Source organism: Gardnerella sp. DNF00476 (assembly GCF_049262735.1).
GTDB classification, from domain to species: domain Bacteria; phylum Actinomycetota; class Actinomycetes; order Actinomycetales; family Bifidobacteriaceae; genus Bifidobacterium; species Bifidobacterium vaginale.
The window spans coordinates 108,797-132,864 of sequence record NZ_CP058401.1 but is presented as its reverse complement, the minus strand read 5'-3'; the positions used below and the strand labels follow the sequence as shown (position 1 = coordinate 132,864).

Here is a 24,068-nt window from a genome sequence, read left to right as displayed (position 1 = left end):
ATAGGTGTACGAGCAGTGCTCGGTTGTGCATAACTATACGACTATATGTGAACCGTATATGACGTAACTGGTATGGCTAACGCAACTATGCGCAATTATATTAATCTACCTAAGGGCTTATATGAGTTACAGAGAGAAAGGACGTGTCAATGACTGCACGATTTACCGACGAATTAAAAAATGAGAATATCGAAACATGGGATGCTGCTATTCATCATCGTTTTGTTAACGAGTTAGTTGAGGGCACTATTCCTGATGCTGTATTAGCTGGATATTTAATTCAAGACTACCGATTTTTAGATAGTTTCTTGGCTCTGCTTGGTGCTGCAGTTACGACAGCAGACACACTTGATTCTCGTCTCGTGTTTTCGAAATATATTGGTGAGGTAGCGGGAGATGAGAATACGTATTTTGTGGATGCGTTTAACGAATTTAATACTCCTGAATCTTTCCGCAATAAAATTCCAGACACTGAAGCAACTCGCGAATTTAAAAAGATGTTTTTAGACGCGGCTCACAGTGGACATTATGCTGCCGTGCTAGCCGTGTTAAACGTTACAGAATGGATATATCTTACGTGGGCATCAAACGCTGAAGGTAAGCGTCCTGAACGCAAGGTTCATTACCAGTGGATCGACCTGCATGATTATGAAGGATTCCACAAGTTTGTAGGGTTCTTGCGTGATGAGTTGGATCGTATTGGTCCTAAGGATGCTGATATTGCTCGAGAATATTTTGCGCGTGCAGTAAAGCTGGAGCGCATGTTCTTCGATAATTCGTATGAGACTCCTGTGGCAATCTAACGAACAGCATTCTAACGAATGGACGGAAATCTAACGGATGGAAATCTAACGAAGTAAGCAAGCTGTGAGAATAAAAATAGACCCTACAAGATTTGTAGGGTCTACCTTTGAGAAGATGAGAAATTTTCGTTAATAATTGAAAATCTCACTGTTAACTATATATTAGAAAGTAGATGCGTAGACTTCGGCAATAGCATCTTCGCTCATATGCATGTATGAATTCTTTAGAAGTCGCTGCTGCTCTTTAACAACGCTTGAAGCCCAATCGCGAATCATGTCTTTGGTCATTCCATACTCGTGAAGCTTGTGCTTAGGGAGAATCGTGTTAAGAACTTCGTCAAGATTGTTTAATACGTCTGCTTTTTGGCATTCAAGAATATTTGCCATAAAGTCAAAAAGCTTAGAAATCTCAGTGTTTTCTGCGCTATCGCTATTCTCTTCGTGCTTAGCGTAGTAGCGCAAAACACTTGTAAGAAGAGCAGCGTTCGTCTCGCCGTGAGCCACGTGGAAAGTGCCGCCAAGCGGATAAGCCATAGCGTGCACGCAACCGCATCCGGAATTACCAAACGCAATGCCAGCGTAAAGACTTGCCGAAACCAAGTCGCTTACAACTTGGGTTTTAGCGCTGCTACCTTCTTTAACAACTCGCATATAACTTTGCAAAATAAGTCCGCAAGCCTTGTAACTAAACATTTTTGTAAGCTCTGTTGCAATAGGGGAGAGCGCAGACTCAATAGAATGAGTAAGAGCGTCAATAGAGCTGGTTGCAAAAACGTAATCAGGCAGGCTCTTTAACAATTCTGGAATAAGAACCGCGTCTGTAGCGTAGCAAGCATCGTTTGCCAAACCCTTTTTAGTGTTGCGCTTTGTGAGCGAGAACACGGCAACGTTTGTAACTTCGGAACCAGTGCCGCAAGTAGTTGGAACAAGAATAAGATCTGCGCCTTTTTGCGCAGGAATCTTGCCATCAATCAAGTCTTCAAGCGGGCTTGTTTGCTTTAACGCGCAAACTTTAGAAATATCCAAAACAGTGCCGCCGCCAATGCCAATCACGCGCCTTGGAGTAGTGTGAATATCTCGAACAATCGCGTCAACCATTTCGTCGCTTGGCTCGCCCTTGCCGTAGTTTTCTTGGAAAATCACATTACAATCAAGATTTAAATCGCCAAAATAAGGCTCCCAAATGTATTGGTTTGTAATAACCAAATCGTCTTTGCCGAGCTTAAATTCTTGCGCAAAATCGCGCGTATTTTCAAATTTGTGAATAGTTGGCTTAATAGATAGCTGCTTCATCCTAGACTCCTTTGTTTTAATTTGTACGTCTTACGCTAATATGCGCGTTTTAGTTCGCGATTTGTGCGCGGATGATTAAAAAACCAAGCAACCGCTCCATTATAGAACAAATTGCTTGGTTTAATAAACGCGATTTAAGCTAATCGCAGAACTTAATCAGCAGAGATTAATCAGAAGATAATCATCCCTTCAACAAAGCCGTGTAAGCTGCCATCGTAATGTAATTGTATGGCTGGTTGAAGTGAGGCATAAAGAAGATATCACACAATGCAAGCTCTTTAATCGTGACTTTCTTTTGAATAGCAAGAGAGAACAGGTGGATTGCTGCAGACATATCGTAGTTAGAAGCCAATTGGCATCCAACAATCACCTTAGAATCCTTCTTGTAAACAATGCGAATCTTAACTTTTGGATTCTCAACTTCCATAAACGCAGGCTTTTGAGTATCCTCAAAATCAACGTAATCAACGTCCATGCCCTCTTTTTGAGCAGCCGTTAAGCTCAAACCAGTGCAAACAAGCTTGTAGTCGTAAATCATCATTGCGCTAGAGCCTTGCACGCCCTCGGTTTCTACAGGAGTTCCGCAAACGTTGTGGCCTGCAATCAAGCCGCTTCTAACGGCATTAGTAGCGAGCGCAATGTAGTTTACGCGGCTTCGAGCGTTGTCGTAGATTGTAGCGCAATCGCCAATAGCGTACACGTCTGGGTCGGAAGTTTGCTGCTTTTTATCAACTAGGAAAGCGCCGTTTTCGTATTGCTTCAAATGATCTTTTCCAAGAGCAACATTTGGGTGGAATCCAATAGCACAAATCACCATGTCGGCGTCGTAAGTGCCCTTGCTTGTTTTAACAGCCTTAACTTCAGTATCTCCAACAATCTCTTCAACAGCTTGACCAAGCTCAAACTTAATGCCCTTATCTTCCATAATTCTCTTCAAATTATCGGAAAACTCTGGGTCAAAGTAGCCGTTAAGAATATGGTCTTCCATGTCGATGAGAGTCACGTTCTTGCCAAGGCGCTTAAAAGCTTCCGCAAGTTCCACGCCAATGTAGCCGCCGCCAAGAACCACAACGTTATTAAAATCGCGCTCTTGAAGCTTAGCAATAACAGTTTGCGCATTTTGGAAAAGCTTTACCATTTGCACGTTTTCCAAATCAATGCCCTTAATGCGTGGCTTGTTTGGAAGGCTGCCAGTAGCTAGAACGAGTTTATCGTAAGAATCGTGAATAACAGATCCGTCTTTAAGCTCTACAGTAACTTCTTTCTTTGCGTAATCAATGTCTAGAACTTTGCTTTCAAGATTTACTTTTGCGCCCTTTTTAACGAAATCTTCTGGCTTCTGGTAGAACAGTCCATCGCTGCTTTGAATCTGCTTTCCAATCCACAAAGCCATACCGCAGCCAAGGAAGGAAATGTTGCTATTCTGATCGTAAATTGTAAGATCGTTTCCTGGGTAGCTCAAAATGGTGTTAGCGCAGGCAGTGCCAGCATGATTTGCGCCAATCTGAATAATCTTGGTCATCGGTAATCTCTTTTCGTCGTTGATGTTATTGTTTAATTTTCATATGCGTGCTGTTAACCACATTGTTTGTTAGTTACACGCTGGTACTAAATCTTATTACATTGATACGAGTCTTGCTAATTTTGATTCTAGGTGTGTTGTTTCTGATTATTGTATAAGTTGTAATTACGATTTAATCTTTGCTATGAGCGTGAAGTAAGTAATAGAATCGTGAGTGTTTTATATAAGTGCATTCGTGTATATATAGTTTCGCAATGTCTTTTGATAAAGTTTGATAAACTTTGATAAAGTTTGATAAGTGAGAGTTGTATGAGGGGGTATTTTAATGCGTATTTTGATTACTGGTTTTACGCCGTTTGATAATGAGTCTATAAATCCGTCGTGGGAGATTGCGCAATCAGTGCATGCGCCTGAGGGTGTGGAACTTGTTCGTTTGCAGATTCCTACGGAATTTAACAAGGGTGCGCAAAAAGTTATTGAGAAAATAGAGGAAGTTCATCCTAATGCTGTGCTTTCGTTAGGGCAATTTGGCGGTTCTGCTTGTTTTAATGTCGAGTATGTTGGTATTAACTGTAGAGCTGCGCGCATACCGGATAATAGTGGATATAAGCCTTGGTATGAGCCTGTTGTGCAAGATGGTGATGTGGCTTATAAAGCGACTTTGCCAGTTGTAAACATAGTTGATGCTTTAAATAAAGCAAAATTGCCGGCGTCCGTGTCTTTTTCTGCGGGCGCATACGTGTGTAATGACGTGCTTTACAGTGTTTGTCATTATTGCCAGACTAAGAAATTGCCGATCAAGAGCGGTTTCATTCACGTTCCGTATTTGCCTGAGCAGATTCTCAATAAGCCGAGTACGAGTTCTATGAGTTTAGCTGATATGCTTCGAGGTATTGAAATTGCGTTGCAAGTGATTGCGAGTGATTGCTAGCAAATAGCTAGGTATTTATTTTCTATGCTCGCTCAAGCACGCGCTCAATAGCGTTGTTTTGCGAAAGAAGATAAACGCAATACTGGTTCATGCTTATTCCTTCAGCTTGAGATTGTTCAGCCAACTGTCTATGTAATTCCTTTGGAAGGCGCAATTTGAATTGCCCAGAATAATCATTTAGCTCATGGTAAGACGGCTCTTTTATGTTTACTTTACTTTCAAGTGCTGCTTCCAGCCAAGCCTTTTTAGCATCTTGCGCATTTGCTGCTGCTGCCTGCTCGGATTCCCCAGAACTCATGCATCCTGGTAAATCAGGGTAGTAGGACACAAATCCGCCTTCATCTGGATCTTTTACAATCTCCAGCTTGTATGGAAGCGACATGTAGTAGCTGAGCGTTTTATTTGTGAGTGTTTTTACCATATTTTATTTTCCTCTTTTGTTTCTTCGTCTTCTGCTTCTACTACAGATTTCACCATTTCTACGTATATCTTTTTAATTGGTTCATGCTTAGGAATTGTAATTGGGTTGGCGTGATTTTTTCGAAAAGTATAATGACTGCTTCCGCTTCTTGGATTGTACATTTCATATCCGTAGGCTTCTAGCACTTTTTTCAATTCTTCAAATCTCATATCTTTAGATAAGCTAAGTATTCGCTTAAGTAATTTGTCCCATTGCGACATTTCACCACCAGTTAATAGCGTGTTTTTGTGTTTATAAAATTATAAGTGGTGTTACATATGGTGTCAATGTATTCGGTTTGCTGCATAGAAATTATGCAAATCATGATTTGGAGTGAAATATAAGAAACGATGCAAATTTAAACTAACTTTTGTTCGTACAAATATGGAAAGTCGTAAATTTATTTTATTAACAGAAATCTATGAACAGAAATTTATAAGACTATTTTATTAAAAGAGTTATTGTAATTTGTTGCCACGTAATTGGTAGGAGTAAATCCTCCATAGTTTTAGATTTATCCATGTGGCTATATTATTGTGATTATGGCTGATTTTTCTCATATTCTTGCAACGCGTCCAGATTTTGATGAGTCTGATCGCGAATGGCTGCATCACCTTGTAGCAGACTGGCAGGTAATAGCAGACTTAAGTTTTGCAGACTTGCTTTTGATTATTCAAAACGGCAATGGTGATTACGTTGTAGCAGAACAATGTCGTCCGTCTACAGCAATTACACTTCGAACTGAAGATTTGTTGGGCGTAAAGCTAGATGAATCAATGCATCAAGAACTAAGTGCAGCAATGAGTAAGGAAACAAGTTTCCACTCTTCTGTATTAAGAACTGTTGGAAGAGCAACAGTTTGTAATGTTTACGCCCCAGTGCGTCATAATGGCAAGACGTTAGGTCTTGTTCTTAGAGAAACAAATCTTGCTACAAGAGAATCAAACGGTAGGTATGAGACCGAAAGCATTAATGCTGGCAAAACTCTGTTCGACATGATTTCGCGAGAGCAATTTCCATACCACGATTCAATGCTAAATCAGCGCCACAATGCTAGAGTTGCAGATGGTTTTATTATTTTAGAAGAAAGCGGAGTTGTGCGCTATGCTTCTCCTAACGCAATTAGCTGTTTCCGTAGATTAGGCGGATTAGACACTATGCAAGGCGAGTTTCTATGCGAGTTTGGAGCAAGATTGTTGCACACAAACGATGTTGTTCCTGAAAGTTTGCCTCTTGTACTAAGCGGTAAAGCGGATGTTGATTGCGAACTAGAAGTTAATAATTCTGTTGTTTCTATGCGCTCGCTTCCATTGTATGGTCCAAATGATCGAACGGGTGCAGTTGTTCTTTGTCGTGATGTTACAGAGGTTCTCCGTAGGGAAAAAGAGCTTCAAACTAAGAATGCTACTATTTCTGAAATTCATCATCGTGTTAAGAATAATCTTCAAGCTGTTTCTGCTTTGCTTCGTCTTCAAGCTAGAAAAACTAAGTCTGCAGAAGTACGTAAAGAATTAGAAGAAGCACAAAGACGCGTTCAGACGATTGCTCTTGTTCACGAAGGTTTAAGTCAAACAGCTGATGAGGTTGTTGATTTTGATAAGGTTATTTCTAGTTTGCTTAAAATGTCTATTGAGCTTGCTTCGCAAAATCAGAATATTACGATAGATTTTTGTGGCAAGTTTGGCATGTTGGCAGCACAAGATGCAACTCCTCTTTCTCTTGTTTTAACAGAACTTGTGACTAACGCAGTAGAGCATGGTTTTGAGGGAGTTAGTGAAGGACATATTAAGATTTCTGTTGGTAGAGGTGGGGATAATCTGAGTATCGTCGTCGAAGATGATGGAGAGGGTATTGAAAGTGAGTCTTTGCACGGTATGGCTAAGTCTTCTGGATCTGGGTTAGGCACTCAGTTAATCAATACTTTTGTTACTAACGACTTTGGCGGAACAGTTAAATGGGAGCAACGTAGAGAAGGTGGAACTCGTGTTCTTCTCGACATTAAGCTACGAGTTCCAGGAGTGGAGTAGATGTAGATTACAGTTCTGCATTTTGGTTTCTTCTTGCACGTATAGCCCTGCGTTTTAGTGATCGTCGTTCATCTTCACTAAGACCACCCCATACGCCGTAATCTTGGCTTGTTTCAAGCGCGCATCTTAGGCAATTGTCTGCAACGTTACAAGTTCTGCACACTGCTTTGGCTTCCTCAACCTGCTGATTAGATGCACTGTTACTTCCTACTGGGAAGAAAAGCTCAGGATCTTTGTCTCTGCATGCTGCTTTTGAACGCCAATCAAATGCGCTGCTCATAAATAAATATCCCCTTTAAAAAACGTAGCTTACGCTGGTTAAAACTATTATTAAACTTTGTTTTTAAAAACTATCCGCACTCAAGGAAACCATGAATATAACTTTTTTTCAAGACTTTTTTAAGAATTTTTTATTTTTTTAATTTTTTGAATAATTTAAAATATTTTTTATGTAAAGCCTTATGTAAAACTTAAAATCTGTAATAGATTAGCACTTCCAGGAATTACCATTACGCATCTTCCTGGAGTTTGATAATCATCTACATTAAGAGTTTTTAGCAAGTCTGATGGTATTCCTAGCATTGTATCTGTTCCAGCATCTCCTGTTGGGAATATTATTCTTACTGGTGCTTGTTCTGGTATGCGAATATGCCTTGCGTTTTGTGCGCAGAAAATTACAGTTATTTTTGGATTGACTAGTTTACTTTGAAATTCTTGAGACTTTGTGTCGCTACTAAAAGGTTCTAGCAGTGAGTCTGCATTGTCTAAAATATAAATATTTTGCGAATTGTTGTATGTGTTTCTTGATTTTATAGCTTTAGAAATTACGTTTATAAGATTAGTTTTTCCTCTCTTATTTCCTCCAATAATTGCGATATTTCCCAGATTTGTAGGTAGAATTGCCTCGCTTAAATTAATGCCATCGTCTTTTAAGCCTATTAACAATCCATCTTCTTTACTTAAGTCATAGCTAAAGTCAGAATTAAACCTAGAAGATTTATTGTTGCAAAAAGTATTATTGCAATAATTTTTGATTGTTGAATAACCTAAATATCTTGGTAATGGAGCACTGAATAGTTGTTTAGGTTGATTATAGTAGTAGAATTTTCCAGCTAATTTTATTGCTTGTATAAGAGAATCTTTGTTTCTGCTTTGTGAGCATTGTAATGCTATTATTCCATCTCCAGTGTTGCAGTATGCTGCTCCAGGATTGTTTGGATTTATGCTCGCTGCACAAGATGATCCTAATAATTCATGAGATTGCATTGCATCTCTAACTCTTAAACATATGTTTATAGACATATTTGCTTTCATGTCTGCATTTACTTGTGCCATTGGATTCTGTGTGCATGCTATAAGGTGCATTCCTAAGGATCTTCCAACTGATGCTATTCGTATAAGACGATTCATGTAGTCTGGCAATTGATTTTTTAATGCGTGAAATTCGTCTATAACAATAGCCAGTGAAGGCTGGTATGGTTTTACTTGATTAATATCATGGCATCCTTGGCATGCTACTAATCTTTCTCTTCTATCTAATTCTTTTTCTAATCCTTTAAGTGCTCTTACTGCATGTTGAAGGTTTAGATCTCCTACATTCCCAATGCTGTGTGGGAGTGTGGAAAGAGCGTCAAATGTGGCTCCACCCTTAAAATCCATAAAAACAAATTGCAAAGATTTGGGGGAGTAGTTGAATGCTAAAGCCAAACACCATGATGTTAGTAACACAGATTTGCCTGAGCCTGTTGTACCTGCTACAAGAGCGTGTGGTCCGTTTCTAATAAGGTCTAAACAAAAATATCCGTTTTCGCTTATACCGATTGGTGCTACGAGTTTTTTATTTGACTCATTGGAAGATTTTAGCCAAGAGTAAACAACATTTTTCCATGGAGGAGTAGCATGATTTACTATATTTTTAGAATTACTTATGCTGCTTATTTGATTCGCATTATTTATCAGTATTGCTTCTAAATTTATTGGAACAAGCGTATTCGGAACACCTTGAACATGCTGGCGACTTATCCTTTTAGAAAATTGTGTTTCAACATGTTTTTTAATATTATTTTCGTTTTTGTTATCACTTTTCTTATTCACATTGTATTGAATAATTTGTGGTATTAAGCAAGCAATATACATCATTATGCTTGGGACGACCATAGCTAACATCATCCAACTTTTTTGCAAGCACGCCATTATTGCTAGAGCAATATTGGCAAAAATCGGCACAATATTAGCGATAATCTGCATCCAAAACATTGATTTTGAGGATGCGTTTTTATTATAGATTGCGTTGTTTTCATAGTTTCCGTAGTTTTTACATTCCTTATATTCCATAGCGCAATCATGCATGAGTTTTTACAGTTTGTGCAAGGAAAATACAGCAGTGTGGTTAAAGGTTTAAATACGATAAAACTTTTGTGTTAATCGTGTTAATCGTATTCGTATTATTGTTGATTCATTAATTCTGCAAGTGTTCCTACGCTTCCAGGAGCATGTGTTCCTGCAGATAACTGGTTGAATAATTCAATGTTCTTGGCGTCGTCTAACAATACTGATGATCCGACTCCGTAAACCTCATAATCAGGGTTTGTCCAATAAACTGTTCCCGTTACACCGTCTTTTCCTGTAGCTTCTTTAAACGCAAGCCCCATGTTTAGTAGTGTTCCAGGATTTGTGTTTTCGTCTAACATTGCTGAATCGAGAGATGCTTTTGCAAATCCTTTTACGGTCCCAAAATTTGTAAGTGTGCTGCTAGATAATGCTTTTTTCATTATTGCGCTTATCACCATGCGTTGTCTTGCTGCTCTACCAAAGTCGGATTGTGGATCCGCGTATCTCATTCTGGAAAAAGCTAGCGCAACTGTTCCGTCTACGCTATGGCATCCAGCTGTCCAATTAAGACCACTGTATGCATCATTTACAGTACGGTTATAGCATAAATCTATTCCGCCCAGAGAATTTACAACTTTTGTAAGTCCTTCGAATTTTATTTCTGCTACATGGTCTATTTTGTGACCAGTTATTTTTTCGACTGTTTTTGTTAAGGCTTGTTTTCCAATATCTTGCGCAACAGTGTTTATTTTCATTTGCTGACCATTTATTGAAACAAGCGAGTCTCTTGGAATTGATATTAAAGAGCTGTGTCCGCTTACAGGTTTTGTTAGTACAAGAATAGTGTCTGTTCTAAAGCCTGTTATCTCTTTAGCTTCTTCGCCTTCTCTCTGGTCTGATCCTAGAATAAGCCATGTTGTTTCTTGAGTGTCTTCTGTATTAGTCAACCATGGTTCGCGTTTTATTTGTGAATCAACCCAGTTCCAAGATAACGCTCCACACACTCCTACAATAATTAAGAGCGTTACTAACAATAGAGTTAAGTATTTTAAGAAATGATGTTTTTTTCTATAACCTATAGGGTTATTAGCAGGATTATCAATTGATTCTACATCGTCTGGTTTTTCAAAGATTTTATTAGACGTTCCTATATAAGACTCAGGTGAAATCATATACGATTCGGAATTTGAATATGCTGTGCTAATCGGTTGCACATTAATTGATGGTGTTATATTCGATATTTTTGGATGACTTGTGTTGCCGTTTTTGCGCGATGTTGGTGCAAAAGATGGTGCTTTTTGATTGATTTGTGAGTTTTGATTTTCTATTTCTTTAAATTTGTGATTCTGTTTAGGAGGAAAACTCGGTATTGCATTTCCATTATTTGCGCTTGTATTGTGTGAGTAAGAGCCATTCTTATTTTTTCTACGATTAGATGGTGCAAAACTAGGAGGATTATTCTGATTCCCTGAAGCGTCTTCTGGACGTTGCTGGCTCATTTATCCTCCTGTAGCATAACTCGTATGTGTTTGCTAATTAATAATTTCTAATCGTATTAACTCAATGCAATAACTAACAATGGCATTATAAAGCATTGTGGTTATAAAGTAGTGTCGAAAATATATTTTCTATCTTTCTTATTATTTCCCTTTTGGAACTGCGCAAATAGTGTTATTTAAGTATTTATCTGCAATACCCATGTAATGCCCAGTATTTGGATCTCTTATTGTTCCATCATTTGGATCCACTATGCCTCCACTATTTGGGTCTATTAGTCTGCCTAATTCGTCTTTAGCTAATCCAGTTTTTGGATTAATAGCGCTAAGTTTTCCTGCTGGTCCGCTATTTGTAGAATCGTAGGAACCTGTACCGTTCGTATTATCCGAATCGTCATTTGAGACATTGGAATCTTTAGAAGTTGATTTTTTATCTTCTTTAGAATTTTTCTTTGTAGATTTTTCAGACTTACTTTGCTTAGAGGCAAGATGCTTAGTAAGTGGTTTATTTTCTCTCATCAATTCCCAAACGTCTTCTGCACTGTCGTCAAGAATAACACGATTCTCGTCAGCTGGATCAGCTGTAATCGGTATTGTTTGTGCATAAATATTAGAAGTATTTAACTTGTGAAGGCTTGTTGCTAATCCAACCAGTGTCGCAGGATTTGCTAATCCTTCGCTTATATTAAGCGATTTTAGAGCAGATTTTGCAAGCTGATATAGCTGACCAGATTGTGTGAACAAGTTTTTAGACAATGCTTGATGAATAAGCTGTTTTAGTAGATATTGTTGACGAGTAGTTCTCATAATATCTGAGCCATCGCTTGCAGTATCATGCCTCATTCTTGCATACTGTGTTGCTTGAACACCATCTAAATGCTGTAATCCGTGCTTTAAATTAACTCCAGTGTAGTAGTCTTTAGTATCTACTGGAATACACAAATTTACGCCGCCTATTGCGTTAATCATGTCGCTTAGACCACTAAAGTCTGCAACAATGAAATTAGTTATATCTAATCCAGTAATTTCATTTACTGTTGCAAGAGTGCACGATGCTGCCGATGCTAAGTCGCCGCCTTTAGCGTACCCAAGAGCAAAAATAGAATTAAACATCACTTTGCGTCTGGAAGGAATTTTTCCATTAGTCGTATTGCATGATGCTGCTTTAACCATTGAGTCTCTTGGAATAGAAACAATATTTATATAGGATCTGTCTGCGCTGATTTGAACAATCATTGCCGTATCTGATTGATGATTTTCATCTTCTCCACCGCCCTGAAAAGCACGGTTTCTGCCTTCTCGAGTATCTTGACCAAGAACAAGAATGTTGATTGTTTTACCAGCGTTAGGGTCTACTGCTTGAACTTTTTTGCCATCTTTTGTAATCATGTTAACAACACGAGATTGTATTGTAGACGAAAAATCAAGCCAAACAGCTGCTATGATTGTAGAAAAGAAGGCTAGAATGGCAACAATAACAATAGAAATTAATTTACGAGAATTATATAAAATATGATTGCTTAAGCTATGATGTGGAGCTGAGGAGTCCCAATAGTTAGTTTGGTACCGGCGGTCTTGTTCATAGCGAGAGGCTGCCATGCTTCCTTCTTTCGTAAACACACATATAAGCTACTATTATAGTGCATTCTATTGAGAATTATCTAAACATGCATAATACATACCCCTTGCGTACACTATTATGTATGGATTCATTAACCGCTGAGACTGATACGTTTGAAAATAATGTTTTACACGTTTTTTCAGCTTTAAATCGCAAGCAACCGCGCGAAGTTGATTCGTCGATTATTTCAATAATGAGTGTTGAGAGAGATACGCGGTTTTATGAAGACACTTTGCAAGCTTTAATAAATCAAACTGTTCTTCCAGGAACTATTGTTGTAGCTGATTGTGCTAATAGAGTAGAAAAAGAATCTGTAACATCTTTTAATGTTCAAATAGAACCAACAACATTATCTGGTCTAATTTCTAGCGCAGATTTTGTTAGTAATTATGGTGGTGATTTTTCTAACAACAATCAGGGTTATATACAGGAATCTTACGCAAAGATAAAGATTATTGTTCTACCTATTAAATCTGCAAAATCTTTTGGCGATGCGGTAGAAAAATCTTTGAGAAAACTTTTACCATTGCAAGGCGTTAAATCCTTGTGGCTTCTTCACGACGATTCAAAACCTTGCGATAACAAGTGTCTTGAGGCTTTAAGAGAAACATGGAGAAATACACCAACAGCTTGTATTCTAGGTGCAAAACAAGTGGATTGGCAGGGTAAGATTTTGCACAATGTTGGCATGTATGCATGGAAACATAGAGTGCATTCTCTTACTGTAGAAGGTGAACCAGATCAGGAGCAGTATGATTTTCGCGGAGATGTTTATTCTGTTTCTTTGGCTGGTGCTCTTGTTTCTCTTAGCGCATGGCAAACAATGCGAGGGACTCAACCTTGGTTAACAACGTTTGAAGAGTCTAACGATTTTTGTAGGCGAGTTATTTTAAGCGGTGGGCGAGTAGTTGTTGTGCCAAAAGCTCGCATAGCGCATAGAAGAGCGCGTTTTGATGGAATCCGCACTCGAAGTGGAGAAGAAAGACCTGTTGAAAAATCTAGTATTTGCTACGGTTCTGCATATTCGATTATGGCAAAACAAAGATATTTGTACACGGATATTCGTGTGATTATGTGGCCAATTGTTTGGTTGTGTAGCCTGCCTATGTCATTAATTCGCGCCTTGCAGTCTTTGTTTGCTAAGCAACCATATGTGGCATTCATGCACCTTATGCTCCCGTGGATAGCATTAGCGCAATTTCCTAGAGCTATTTTTGCTAGAAGAAGAGTATCTAGAGTGGCGAAAGTGTCTTTGAAGAGGCTTTCGTCCCTTATAGCAAGTCGTAGCCAAATTACACGTTGGAAAGACAAGACTGTTGCTTTTAAAACTCAAAAAAAGGGAGTTATTTTAAGTCCGCTTGCAAGACGACATTTGCATAAGCGAATTTTACTTCGTTGGAGTGCTGCTATTTTTGCTTCTTTGCTTGTGTTTGCGGCTGTTATGCTTCTTTATGGTGCTCCTATTAGTAAGATTTTTTCTGGATCCTCGCTTTATTCAAGCCAATTACTTCCAACTGGCTCTAGTTTTAATCAACTTTTTAATTCTGCAATTGGATCTTATATTCCAGATGATGGTTTTGCTTCTGCAATGCCTCCATCTCCTCTTCTTATTATTTGGATGCTCGCCTCTATTGTGTTTGGTGGCAATACAATCGCTGCAGTAAGTGTTATTTTCTTCCTTGCAGCTCCAGCAATGTTGTTAAGTTTTTGGGCGCTTGCAGGAGTATTTACTCGTTCCGATATTGTAAGAGTTTGTTCTGGTATTTGTTGGACAATGATTGCAATGGCATTTGGCATATTCGCTAGAGGCGACTTACCAATGCTTCTAACAATGGTGTTTTTGCCAGCAGCATTTGCGTTTGCTTTCCACGCTGTAGGAATGTATGTTACAGAAGACCCAGTGCTTCCTGTTCCATCTATACAATGTGCTGCATGCGCATCGTTATGCTTTATGATTCCTCTTGCAGCTTGCCCTCAGCTTATCCTACCTATGATTGTTATTTTCATAGCATCATTGATAATGGTTCGTTCACATCGTTTTATGCTAGCGCTTATGCCTATACCTTCTGTGTTGGTTCTTCTTCCAACTCTAGGTAGTGTAGTTCGCTATTTTGAATCTGGAATGTGGCGTCAGCTTTTTGCGACTATGGCTGTTCCATCGCAAAAAATCAATGGTGCTCCTAGAGTTGTCAACTATTTAGATGTTTTACTTAGAGCTTTCAATATTGATTTGAATCATTTTTCTTCTCAATCTTTGCCTATTATGCAGCTTCGCGGAATCATAATGATTGTGTTTGCTGTTCTCGCTTTGTTAATGGCTTTAGCTTCTCTTGCTCTTCCATTTGCTTTAAGAACTTCTAGAATGATGTGGGTTGTGATAGTAAGTGGTATGGCTCTTTCATTAGTTGCATCTCGAGTCGTTATCGCAGCGGATTTTGATGGACCTATATCTTCTAGCGTTCTTCCAGGCGTATGTTTAAGCGCGCTTGGTGTGCTTGCTTGCATGTGCATGGTTGCTGGTAAAGCTGTTCATCGTTTTGAGCCTTTGCGAAGATCTAATATAAATATTGATAATAATCCAGACGATTATACGACGCGCGTTTCTAAGCGTGCTGCTATTAGGCGCTCTGCTAAAGCGATGCTCCGTAAGATTATTCATCTTGCTAGAGGAATTTTAGCTTTTGGTATTTTTGCTGTTGCTATTCTGCTCGGATTATTTGCTATAACAAGTGGTCCTTTAACTTCTGTTTATGCAAGTGATAACGGTTTACCAATGGTTGTTTCTGACTATTTAAGGAAGAATGACTCTAATCGAGTCCTTGCTATTAAAGCAATAAATAGTCGTGAGCTAGATATTTCACTTATGCGAACTGTTCGCGGTGATCTTATTGATCTATCTCCAGCATTACAAGTTCGAGATGTACTTTACGGGTATTCTCCTAGCAGAAACACACTATATTATGCAGCTTCTAAGCTTCTTTCTCATGCAGACGATGAGTCTATAGAAACTCTGAAACAGCTTGGAATAGGTGGAATTTATATTGTTAACGATTCCATAACTAAAACTAACTTATCTGCTAACAATTCCATCTTGTCTTCTGATAGTACTTCTAATAAGGAGGCTACAGAAAACCTGATTGCTAACGTTAATGCTTCCGATGGTACTCAACTTGTTGTTTCATCTGATCACGGAACATACTGCCGTTTTGATGTTGATAACAGTAAAAAATCTGTTTCAAAAACATCGATTTATAGCCATTCTCGTCCACTTTCATGGAGAATGCCTTGGTTTATTGTTTTTGCTTTAGTCCTATTATTGTATTGCTTAGTAGCGTTGCCGCGTTTTAATAATAGCAATTTAATAGAGCGTTTAGATGATTAGTTAGATGATTATGATTTATTAAACGAATAATATGTCAGGGAAGATTTAAATGAAGTCGAATAAGAATTCTAAAAATAGTCATCGCCATGCAGAAGAGTATGCTTCTGTTAATCTTTCTACTCGTTTTAGAAGATTCAAATTATTGTTATTGTCGCTTTTAAGCGCTGCAATACTAGTTTCTACTGCTGTTGTAATATCCTACACATCTCCGTTTAAACATATTATGGATGATCCTATTTATCCGAATGGAAGTGTGGAAAAACAAGTAAGTTCTACTAATTTTCAAACGGTTTGTCCGACTAGAGTATCTTTGCCAGATTTAGCAAATTATGGCGATAGTGAGTTTCAAGAATCCGAAGGTGATTTAAAGTCGGTTGCGCGATATGCGTCCTTTGGCAATGTTTATAAGTCCTCTGTACATGGTTTAAAAGATTCTGGGAATTCTAAAGATTTAGTCAATAAATCTTTTACTAATGTTTCTAATTCAGATGATGATAGTAAAGCTTATTTTGCTGAAAATAATGTAGACAAAGATGCTCAAATTTTAGAAAGCAATTTTCTTAATGCACAGTCTGGTACTGGATCAGTTGCTTCTAGTGTATCTTGGGCAACAAATGGGGATTTAAAAGGTTTGTCTGCTACTTCTTGCGTATCTCCATCAATGCGACAAAACTTTATTATTCCGCAAATATCGGAAGGTGTGTCAATAAGATTAAATTCTATTAATCTTTCATCAAAACCAACTGTTGTGAGTGTTAAAGCGTGGTCAACAAGTAGATCAGGTGCTCAAATGAATCTATCTACTGGAAGTACTTTTACTGTTCCAGCGCATAGTGACTCTTCTTTTAACATTTCTGCCGCAGCCGAGAAAACTAATGGGCTGTATATTCAAGTTTCAAGTGACCAAGCACCAGTTTCATCTTTTGTTAAAGTCGTTCGCTCTCAAGGACTTGTTTCTAAGGGAGTGGATATTATTCAGCCAACAAGCTCAGCGTCTAAGGAACCTGTTTTACCCGGCATTACAGATGGAGATCAGGTCAAAGCTTATATTTGGTCTGATAAAAGTGGGAAACTCGATTTATATTGGCTGGATGATTTAGGAAAGAAAAGCATTAAGGAAGTAGATCTTAATGCAAGGCAAGTTCAGGTTGTTGATTTAGGAAATGCTCCTAAGGGAGTTGGCGCTATTTTTGCTCAAAGCACTGTCTCGACTTTTATTATGGCTTCTGTTGAAAGAAACGGTAAAGATGGTCAGAGTGATATTGCTTTTGTTAATGCTGTTAATCCTATGACTAATAGTGCTTTTGTATCTCCGCTTTCTGCAGATGAAACTTCGTTATATATTGCAAATGGTTTAGTGGATAATTCTCACGTAACCATAAATGCTTATGATTCTTATGGAATAAAGGTATCTTCTAAAGCGGTTGATATTAAACCTTATACTGTTTCAACAATATATGCAAAAGATATTAATCCTAAAGCAATTATGTTTACGCTTAAATCAAAGTCTGGCGTATCTTTTGCTTCTAGGATTCAAAATAATACGGTAAATAGCGCGGGACTTGCAGGAGTTGCTTGGATTCCTTCTAAATCACTTGATCCTAACAGAATAAGTGTTAAGGTTAGAGCAAATCCTGCTATTGTGAAGTAGTTTATTTAGTAAACTATTTTAATTATCTTTACAATCCCCAGTCTGGGTCTATTTCTTCTGGTCTTCTGCCATACAATTCTGCTAGTCGTTGGACCATCTCATCTCGAATGGCGTATTGTAATTCTGCGCGACTAGTAACATGTGTGCATAGCGGCAGCCTGTACAATACGATTCTAGGTGGTATTCCTTTGGAAGCTGGAAATACTTGAGACATTATTCTTTTGTTGCTTTCCCAAAGTACTGGTTGAGATGGTGGAACGTCTTCTACAGCAAACTGCACGCCTTTTGTAAGATTAGACCATGCGCCATTAAGTCTTCGTATTTGACCAGCTACCATTGAGTCAAACATTCCGCTTGCTGTTCTGTACCGTGGTAGTCTTGTGCCAAACATTGGCATTCTCATTCCTCTGCCGTGTCGATTTTTATATCTTCGCTGTTCCCATATTAAAGACGTCATGCTTTAACTTTATTTGTATGCTAGGGCAATTTGACAAACTCATAGTGGAATAGATGGTGAAATAGATGGTGAAATAGATGGTGAAATGAGTGGTCTGCAAAACATGCAAGACACGTTGTAGTAAATATGTTAATAATATGGAATACTTGAATTGCAAGGTTTGTACAGGAGGCAAGTGTTGGAGTCTAATATTCATGAGTGGAATGAGCAAGGACTTTGTGAGTATCTTGTATCGTATTCGCTTATTGGTTTTGATTTAGACAATACTCTTGCTTGTTCAAAAAAGCCTATGACAAGTGGAATGCGTACAGTTTTTGGTGATTTGATAAATAGGTTGCCTATTGCTGTTATTACTGGCGGTGACTTGCGACTAGTTAAAAGTCAGATTTTAAATGTTTTACCTGCATATACAAGACTTGATAATCTACACATTATGCCGACTAATGGAGCAAGCTATTATCGCATTTCGGATGGGAGATTGTACTGCATTTACTCGCATAATATTTCTGACGATGATGCAAATCATGTTATTGAAGTAATTATATCTTGTGCTAAAAAAATGGGTTTGTGGAAGTGTGATTCAGATGAGAAACTTTGGGGGAGTCAGATAGAGAATCGTGGTACGCAAATCACTTTTTCAGCTTTAGGTCAACTCGCTCCTGTTGAATTTAAAAAACAGTGGGATCCTAGTGGAATTTTAAAAACTACTTTAGCTCAAGAAATTTCTAAAAATTTGCCTGATTTTTCTGTGCGTGCTGGTGGTTTTACTAGTGTCGATATTGTCAGCAAAGGCGATAATAAGGCTCAAGCTCTTAAGGCTCTTTCTTCCTATTGCCATATTCCTTTAAATAAGATGGCTTTTGTTGGAGATCGAATGTATGAAGGCGGTAATGATTACCCAACATCTTTAACTAGAGCTTTGGCTATTAGAGTAAAAGATCCTAGTGACACATTTAACTTGTGCACTGGAATGTTAAAACATCTTAATTCCTAGTGCGCTGATTTTTAGACAATTTTCTAATTCCATAAATATTTTCAAATTTTAAAATAGCCTTTAACCACATTGACTTAATTTTATTGCAATTACATTTTGTAATATTTATCGTCGATTTATGCTTTTAAAAAATCTAACTCATAAAATAAATGGGCTTATTCTTAACATTTCTTGGACGATTGTTTTTAAAACCATGGTTAATCTTATTCTTCCAGTTGGCTGCGCAGGATGTGATCTTCCTGATTGCGTTTTGTGCGATGATTGCACGAGTATGTTTAAAGAATGGCATAAGGATCCTTTGATAAGCGTAATGTGCGGAAATATTTATTCGTGCTCAACTTATGTAGGTTTTGTAAGGAAATCTTTGTTGTGTTGGAAGGATCATAGTAATCAACTTCTCGATAAGCCTTTTTCATATTTGGTTTCTCAATTGATAATCAAAGTTATTAGTGATTATAAAAATAGTTATGAAAGTAATTGCAAAAATACCGATGAAAATATTATTGAAAATCTTATTATCGTACCAATTCCATCGTCTTCTAAATCACAAAGAAAACGCGGAAGAAAACACATGGATCCTATTGCTAAATACGTTTCTAAAAATCTTAAAGAATATGGTATTAATGCACGGGTTGTAAAAGCAATCAAAATGGGCAAAATAAAAGTAAAATCAGTTCAAGTTAAAGGAAGTAGGGGACGATCTTTGCGAACCACAAAAGGGTTTTTAGTAGACACAAGAATAGTGCCAAAAGGATGCAAAGTAATACTTTTAGACGACATTATCACTACAGGATCTACGATGAAAAATTGTGTTGAAGCATTAAAAGATTGTGGTATAACAGTTTTCGCGTGTTTTGCTATAGCAGGAGTATGGTCAAAGGAAAGTGTTTTATACGGATTATAATAACTCGTTATTTGTTATACGTAAGCGGTAGTGTAATCTCAAAATTAGCTCCACGCTTATCATCAACAACTTTTACAGTACCGTTATGCAATTGTGCAGCCCATCTTGCAATAGACAAACCCAATCCTGTGCCACCAGACTCAGTTCCAATACCTTGGCTTCCCTTAACAAATTTTCGGAAAATATCAGCCCTATCCTCCTTAGGAATCTGGTTTCCAAAATTAATAACGTTACAAACTAGAGTATTCTTCTCATGATTCGATTTTGCTGTTATAAGAATCTTAGTATTGTCTGCAGAATGTTTAATAGAATTAGAAACCACATTAGTAAACAATTGCGATAGGCGATTTTTGTCCCCAACAAGCGTAATATCATTTTCGACATTAAGACTTATATGATGATTATGCCCAGCATCCGCTATTTCTATAGGTTCGACAATACTGTTAAGAAAATCTTTAAAATCGAACTCTGTAATAACAAGACTTTCTGCACCAGCTTCTACTCTAGACAAATCGAGTAGAAAAGTGATTAAATCAGCCAACTTGTGAATCTGATTTAGAATAGCCTCCATATTCGACGGTGTCGGCTCTACAACTCCATCAGCAAGATTTTCTACCATAGCTTGTAATGCACTAACAGGTGTTCTAAGCTCGTGGCTTACATTAGCTATAAGATCACGCCTCATATTATCAGCATGCTCTAGTTCTTCAGCCATTTCGTTAAAAGCTAGAGTTAATTTTCCAACCTCGTCTTTTCTATTCTCAATCTGAACTCGCACGGAATAATCACCATCTGCCATTGCTTCAGAAGCATCTCGCATTTGTCTAAGCGGAGCAGTTAATCCTCTGGAAAATGCGTAAGTTATACCTAGCGCTACAGCTAGCGTTATAGGCATTGCAATCCATCCGCTTAACCCAACTTTTAAAAGAAACCAAGCCATTACAAATGCTATAGCTGTTGCAACAACAATAATCGCAGATAATTCACCTTTTAAAGACGCAAAAAACCCTATAAAACGATTAGGATGCAAAGCAGATCGCAAAGTGACCTCAGAAAAAGAATCGACTTTACCTACTTTATCAACAGAATTGTTATTGTTATTTTTATTATTTCTAGTTAAATATTTGGTCATAATCTTCATCAGGTGGCTCAAAAGCATAACCTATTCCATGTATTGTGCGAATCCAAGAAGAACCAATTTTATGTCTTAAAGATTTAACATGTGAATCAACAGTTCTAGTTCCAGAAGCATCTGGCCAATCCCAGACTTCTTCTAAAAGTGTTTCTCGTTTTAAAACATCATGAGGATGCTTTGCAAAAGTAGTCAATAAAGAAAATTCAGTAGGAGTAAAATGAATTTCTTTACCGTTAAGAGTAACAAGCCTCTGTCTAGGGTCAATAATCAAATCTCCAAACTTAAATAGAGCGTTATATTGCGCTCTATTTGCGATTAAAGTAGCTCTTTCAACTCTCCTCAAAATAGCAGCACATCTTGCGATAAGTTCTCTAGGAGAAAACGGTTTAGTAACATAATCGTCTGCTCCAGCGCTTAATCCAGCCAGTTTATCCGACTCAGCATCTCTAGCTGTAAGCATCAGCACAGGAATAGGGTATCTAGATACTATTCTGCGAGTCGCCTCAATGCCGTCCATAACAGGAAGCATGACGTCCATAATTATAAGATCAGGCTTTAATGTTAAAGCAGCTTTAACAGCAGACACTCCATCAGAAACAACTCTAGCCTTCCAACCTCTGGCAACAATACGTTGCGCAATAGCTGTGGCTAAATCTGGCTCATCCTCTACAACAAGAATTGTTCGAGGAACACCTTTTTCTGATGGAGTGTCCAACATTTTAACCTAATTCAGATTCCTAACTTAAGTTATTAATTATCAACTAACTACTTGCTGACTGGCTTAAGGAATACAGCTCCAAGCGCTGGAACAGTAATCCTTGCAGAATATGGTCTTGAATGATACTCTTCAGCAGCGGCTGTGAATGTGCCATTGTGAATATCAGAACCACAATACTTAGCGTCGTCTGTTGTAAGAACTTCTTCCCATTGACCACCCTTAGGCAATGCCACTTGATAATCTTGCCAAGCCTGACCAGAGAAGTTAACAACCACAACAATTTCTTCACCGTTATCACCAATACGAATGTAGCTTAAAGTATTGTGATCAGAATCGTCGCTAGTAAGCCACTGGAATCCGTCTGGCGTAAAGTCTTGGCTCCAAAATGCTCTAGAACTCTTATACAAAGCGTTAAGATCTGCTACCAACTTTTGTACACCTTGATGGAACGGCCATTGAAGCTCATGCCAATTAAGCGAATTGTTGAAGTTCCATTCGCAAGACTGACCAATTTCTCCACCCATAAACAGAAGATTCTTTCCTGGGTGAGACCACTGATATGCCAAAAGCGCACGAAGGCCAGCAAATTGCTGCCACTCGTCTCCAGGCATCTTTCCAAGAAGAGATCCCTTGCCATAGACAACTTCATCGTGGCTCAAAGGCAACACATAATGTTCGGAATATGCGTAAACCATAGAGAATGTGATTTCGTTGTGATGCCAACGGCGATTAATCGGCTCTTCCTTAAGGTATTGCAAAGTGTCGTGCATCCAGCCCATATTCCACTTTAAGCCAAAGCCTAAGCCGCCCATGTCTGTAGGAGCAGTAACTCCTTGATATGCAGTGGACTCTTCTGCAATCATCATAATTCCAGGATTATTCTTGTATGCAGTAGCGTTTGCTTCCTTAATAAAGTCAATAGCCTCAAGGTTTTCGCGTCCGCCATACATGTTTGGACGCCATTGACCAGCTTCACGGCTGTAATCCAAGTAGAGCATAGAAGACACAGCGTCTACACGCAAAGCATCAACGTGATACTCGCTAAGCCAGAAGCAGGCGTTAGCAACCAAGAAGTTACGAACCTCGTGTCTGCCAAAGTTAAATATGTACGTTCCCCAATCTGGGTGCTCGCCGCGAAGAGGATCAGGGTCTTCATAAAGCGCAGTGCCGTCGAATCTACCCAAAGCAAAGTCATCCTTAGGGAAGTGTGCTGGAACCCAATCCATAATCACACCAATGCCAGCCTTGTGGAGCTTGTTTACCAAGTACTTAAAGTCGTCTGGGCTTCCAAGCCTAGAGTCAACAGCGTAATAACCAGTCACCTGATAACCCCAAGAACCTGAGAACGGGTATTGGGTAAGAGGCATAAACTCAACGTGAGTAAAGCCTTCTTGCTGAACGTAATCAACCAGGTGATCTGCAAGTTCGCGATAATTATCGTAATCGCGATTCCAGCTATTTGCCTGAACTTCGTAGATGCTTACAGGACCATCGTGAGCATTAGTCTTTGCGCGATGTTCAAGCCATTCGCTATCGTGCCATTTAAATTCGGAATCAACAACAACAGATCCAGTATTAGGTGGAAGCTCATGAGAGCGCTCCATAGGATCTGCCTTCATAATCCAGTTTCCAGCTTGAGTCATAATCTCAAACTTATAAACTTCGCCTGCACCTACTCCTGGAATGAAAAGCTCCCAAATACCGCTAGATCCAAGAGAACGCATTGCGTGGCGGCGACCATTCCAATAGTTAAAGTTGCCAACAACTCTTACAGCGCGTGCGTTTGGCGCCCACACCGTAAAAGCAGTTCCAGTAACTTTTTTAACCATCTTGCCTGTTTCTGGGCTAACAAGACCCCAAGAATCGGTAATGCTTTTAACATGAGCACCCAGTGCTTCCCAAAGTCTTTCGTGTCTGCCTTCGCCAAACAGATACATGTCCATATCGCCAATCTGAGGCAAGTAACGGTACGGATCATCATCTACAGACTCAGTTCCATCCACTTCCACAGTGCGGATACGATAGCTAGGAACAGACCATTCTTTGCTCTTAGAATGCTTTGTGGCAGGAACAACAGCAGTAAAAATACCGTTGTATTCGTGTTTGGCTTCGTATTCTCCGCCCTTAGTAAGAATTGTTACCTTCTTGGCCATTGGTCGCAATACGCGAACCGTGGCAGTACCAGCGCCTTTGCCAGTTCCGAGATGTCCACCAAGGACCTCGTGTGGATTGTAGTATTCTGCGTTGCTGACCGCAGCAAGCACGTCCTGACGGACAGCCATTGCGATTGCATCTTCATTGATGTTAGATACTGTACTCATGTTGTCTATCATACAACATTAT

General features: G+C 38.7%; 19 protein-coding genes. 7 read left to right on the top strand and 12 right to left on the bottom strand.

The features are described from left to right. Positions 1–149 precede the first annotated feature (149 nt). Positions 150–803 (top strand): TenA family protein, encoded by a 654-nt coding sequence (locus HXT25_RS00515; RefSeq protein ID WP_004117575.1) that lies wholly within the window; start codon positions 150–152, stop codon positions 801–803. Positions 804–965: 162 nt separating this feature from the next. On the opposite strand, the gene HXT25_RS00510 is transcribed toward HXT25_RS00515, so the two are convergent. Both HXT25_RS00510 and nox read right to left on the bottom strand, forming a co-directional pair. Further along, positions 966–2,096 carry a 4-hydroxybutyrate dehydrogenase gene (locus HXT25_RS00510; protein ID WP_116437733.1) on the bottom strand — a complete coding sequence of 377 codons (1,131 nt, stop codon included), beginning with the start codon at positions 2,094–2,096 and terminating at the stop codon, positions 966–968. A gap of 181 nt (positions 2,097–2,277) precedes the next feature. Beyond that, positions 2,278–3,618 (bottom strand): H2O-forming NADH oxidase, encoded by a 1,341-nt coding sequence (nox, locus tag HXT25_RS00505; protein ID WP_020759471.1) that lies wholly within the window; start codon positions 3,616–3,618, stop codon positions 2,278–2,280. A gap of 325 nt (positions 3,619–3,943) precedes the next feature. On the opposite strand from nox, the gene HXT25_RS00500 reads away from it, so the two are divergent. After that, entirely contained in the window at positions 3,944–4,549 is a 606-nt protein-coding gene (locus tag HXT25_RS00500) for a pyroglutamyl-peptidase I (protein WP_013399667.1), read from the top strand. 22 nt (positions 4,550–4,571) lie between these two features. Here HXT25_RS00500 and HXT25_RS00495 read toward each other — a convergent pair whose 3' ends face one another. Both HXT25_RS00495 and HXT25_RS00490 read right to left on the bottom strand, forming a co-directional pair. Continuing rightward, a complete protein-coding gene (locus HXT25_RS00495; RefSeq protein WP_248912031.1) occupies positions 4,572–4,970 on the bottom strand; it encodes a toxin-antitoxin system HicB family antitoxin in 399 nt (132 codons plus the stop codon). Beyond that, the gene (locus tag HXT25_RS00490) at positions 4,964–5,230 is read right to left on the bottom strand and encodes a type II toxin-antitoxin system HicA family toxin (protein WP_174142877.1); all 267 of its coding nucleotides are present in this window, start codon (positions 5,228–5,230) and stop codon (positions 4,964–4,966) included. Before HXT25_RS00490 ends, HXT25_RS00495 begins: the two co-directional genes overlap by 7 nt. A 321-nt stretch (positions 5,231–5,551) precedes the next feature. Between HXT25_RS00490 and HXT25_RS00485 the strand changes: the two genes are divergently transcribed. Further along, positions 5,552–7,036 carry a sensor histidine kinase gene (locus HXT25_RS00485; protein WP_032837358.1) on the top strand — a complete coding sequence of 495 codons (1,485 nt, stop codon included), beginning with the start codon at positions 5,552–5,554 and terminating at the stop codon, positions 7,034–7,036. A 7-nt stretch (positions 7,037–7,043) separates the two neighbouring features. Here the strand turns inward: HXT25_RS00485 and HXT25_RS00480 are convergent, their stop codons facing one another. From HXT25_RS00480 to HXT25_RS00465, 4 genes are all read right to left on the bottom strand, one after another. Then, positions 7,044–7,316, bottom strand: a complete 273-nt coding sequence (locus HXT25_RS00480; protein WP_004113182.1) for a WhiB family transcriptional regulator — start codon at positions 7,314–7,316, stop codon at positions 7,044–7,046. A gap of 179 nt (positions 7,317–7,495) precedes the next feature. Continuing rightward, entirely contained in the window at positions 7,496–9,385 is a 1,890-nt protein-coding gene (locus HXT25_RS00475; RefSeq protein ID WP_165844581.1) for an FtsK/SpoIIIE domain-containing protein, read from the bottom strand. Positions 9,386–9,480: 95 nt separating this feature from the next. Continuing rightward, on the bottom strand, positions 9,481–10,866 hold the full coding sequence (locus HXT25_RS00470; RefSeq protein ID WP_004113177.1) for an LCP family protein: 1,386 nt from the start codon (positions 10,864–10,866) through the stop codon (positions 9,481–9,483). Positions 10,867–11,007: 141 nt separating this feature from the next. Beyond that, positions 11,008–12,462, bottom strand: coding sequence for an LCP family protein (locus tag HXT25_RS00465; RefSeq protein ID WP_004113175.1), 1,455 nt, complete (start codon positions 12,460–12,462; stop codon positions 11,008–11,010). A gap of 104 nt (positions 12,463–12,566) precedes the next feature. Between HXT25_RS00465 and HXT25_RS00460 the strand changes: the two genes are divergently transcribed. Both HXT25_RS00460 and HXT25_RS00455 read left to right on the top strand, forming a co-directional pair. Further along, positions 12,567–15,866, top strand: a complete 3,300-nt coding sequence (locus HXT25_RS00460) for a glycosyltransferase family 2 protein (RefSeq protein ID WP_422118556.1) — start codon at positions 12,567–12,569, stop codon at positions 15,864–15,866. 49 nt (positions 15,867–15,915) lie between these two features. After that, a complete protein-coding gene (locus HXT25_RS00455; RefSeq protein ID WP_285067803.1) occupies positions 15,916–17,517 on the top strand; it encodes a DUF5719 family protein in 1,602 nt (533 codons plus the stop codon). Between the two features lie 28 nt (positions 17,518–17,545). Here HXT25_RS00455 and HXT25_RS00450 read toward each other — a convergent pair whose 3' ends face one another. Continuing rightward, positions 17,546–17,974: a metallopeptidase family protein gene (locus HXT25_RS00450; RefSeq protein WP_004138024.1), complete on the bottom strand. Its 429-nt coding sequence runs from the start codon at positions 17,972–17,974 to the stop codon at positions 17,546–17,548. Positions 17,975–18,149: 175 nt separating this feature from the next. On the opposite strand from HXT25_RS00450, the gene HXT25_RS00445 reads away from it, so the two are divergent. Next, positions 18,150–18,968 (top strand): HAD-IIB family hydrolase, encoded by an 819-nt coding sequence (locus HXT25_RS00445; RefSeq protein WP_004113169.1) that lies wholly within the window; start codon positions 18,150–18,152, stop codon positions 18,966–18,968. 118 nt (positions 18,969–19,086) lie between these two features. Next, complete coding sequence (locus HXT25_RS00440) at positions 19,087–19,872, top strand: ComF family protein (RefSeq protein WP_009994383.1); 786 nt, start codon at positions 19,087–19,089, stop codon at positions 19,870–19,872. A gap of 7 nt (positions 19,873–19,879) precedes the next feature. Here HXT25_RS00440 and HXT25_RS00435 read toward each other — a convergent pair whose 3' ends face one another. From HXT25_RS00435 to glgB, 3 genes are read right to left on the bottom strand one after another with little or no spacing between them, the layout of a single operon-like run. Beyond that, a complete protein-coding gene (locus HXT25_RS00435; RefSeq protein WP_004114833.1) occupies positions 19,880–21,013 on the bottom strand; it encodes a sensor histidine kinase in 1,134 nt (377 codons plus the stop codon). Further along, positions 20,985–21,725 carry a response regulator transcription factor gene (locus HXT25_RS00430; protein WP_004113162.1) on the bottom strand — a complete coding sequence of 247 codons (741 nt, stop codon included), beginning with the start codon at positions 21,723–21,725 and terminating at the stop codon, positions 20,985–20,987. Before HXT25_RS00430 ends, HXT25_RS00435 begins: the two co-directional genes overlap by 29 nt. A 47-nt stretch (positions 21,726–21,772) precedes the next feature. After that, complete coding sequence (gene glgB / locus HXT25_RS00425; protein WP_004117613.1) at positions 21,773–24,046, bottom strand: 1,4-alpha-glucan branching protein GlgB; 2,274 nt, start codon at positions 24,044–24,046, stop codon at positions 21,773–21,775. Positions 24,047–24,068 lie beyond the last annotated feature (22 nt).

Coding starts and splice junctions, on each gene's coding strand:
- HXT25_RS00515 (WP_004117575.1), top strand. CDS start 150: ATGACTGCACGATTTACCGACGAATTAAAAAATGAGAATATCGAAACA.
- HXT25_RS00510 (WP_116437733.1), bottom strand. CDS start 2,096: ATGAAGCAGCTATCTATTAAGCCAACTATTCACAAATTTGAAAATACG.
- nox (WP_020759471.1), bottom strand. CDS start 3,618: ATGACCAAGATTATTCAGATTGGCGCAAATCATGCTGGCACTGCCTGC.
- HXT25_RS00500 (WP_013399667.1), top strand. CDS start 3,944: ATGCGTATTTTGATTACTGGTTTTACGCCGTTTGATAATGAGTCTATA.
- HXT25_RS00495 (WP_248912031.1), bottom strand. CDS start 4,970: ATGGTAAAAACACTCACAAATAAAACGCTCAGCTACTACATGTCGCTT.
- HXT25_RS00490 (WP_174142877.1), bottom strand. CDS start 5,230: ATGTCGCAATGGGACAAATTACTTAAGCGAATACTTAGCTTATCTAAA.
- HXT25_RS00485 (WP_032837358.1), top strand. CDS start 5,552: ATGGCTGATTTTTCTCATATTCTTGCAACGCGTCCAGATTTTGATGAG.
- HXT25_RS00480 (WP_004113182.1), bottom strand. CDS start 7,316: ATGAGCAGCGCATTTGATTGGCGTTCAAAAGCAGCATGCAGAGACAAA.
- HXT25_RS00475 (WP_165844581.1), bottom strand. CDS start 9,385: ATGCATGATTGCGCTATGGAATATAAGGAATGTAAAAACTACGGAAAC.
- HXT25_RS00470 (WP_004113177.1), bottom strand. CDS start 10,866: ATGAGCCAGCAACGTCCAGAAGACGCTTCAGGGAATCAGAATAATCCT.
- HXT25_RS00465 (WP_004113175.1), bottom strand. CDS start 12,462: ATGGCAGCCTCTCGCTATGAACAAGACCGCCGGTACCAAACTAACTAT.
- HXT25_RS00460 (WP_422118556.1), top strand. CDS start 12,567: ATGGATTCATTAACCGCTGAGACTGATACGTTTGAAAATAATGTTTTA.
- HXT25_RS00455 (WP_285067803.1), top strand. CDS start 15,916: ATGAAGTCGAATAAGAATTCTAAAAATAGTCATCGCCATGCAGAAGAG.
- HXT25_RS00450 (WP_004138024.1), bottom strand. CDS start 17,974: ATGACGTCTTTAATATGGGAACAGCGAAGATATAAAAATCGACACGGC.
- HXT25_RS00440 (WP_009994383.1), top strand. CDS start 19,087: ATGCTTTTAAAAAATCTAACTCATAAAATAAATGGGCTTATTCTTAAC.
- HXT25_RS00435 (WP_004114833.1), bottom strand. CDS start 21,013: ATGAAGATTATGACCAAATATTTAACTAGAAATAATAAAAATAACAAT.
- HXT25_RS00430 (WP_004113162.1), bottom strand. CDS start 21,725: ATGTTGGACACTCCATCAGAAAAAGGTGTTCCTCGAACAATTCTTGTT.
- glgB (WP_004117613.1), bottom strand. CDS start 24,046: ATGAGTACAGTATCTAACATCAATGAAGATGCAATCGCAATGGCTGTC.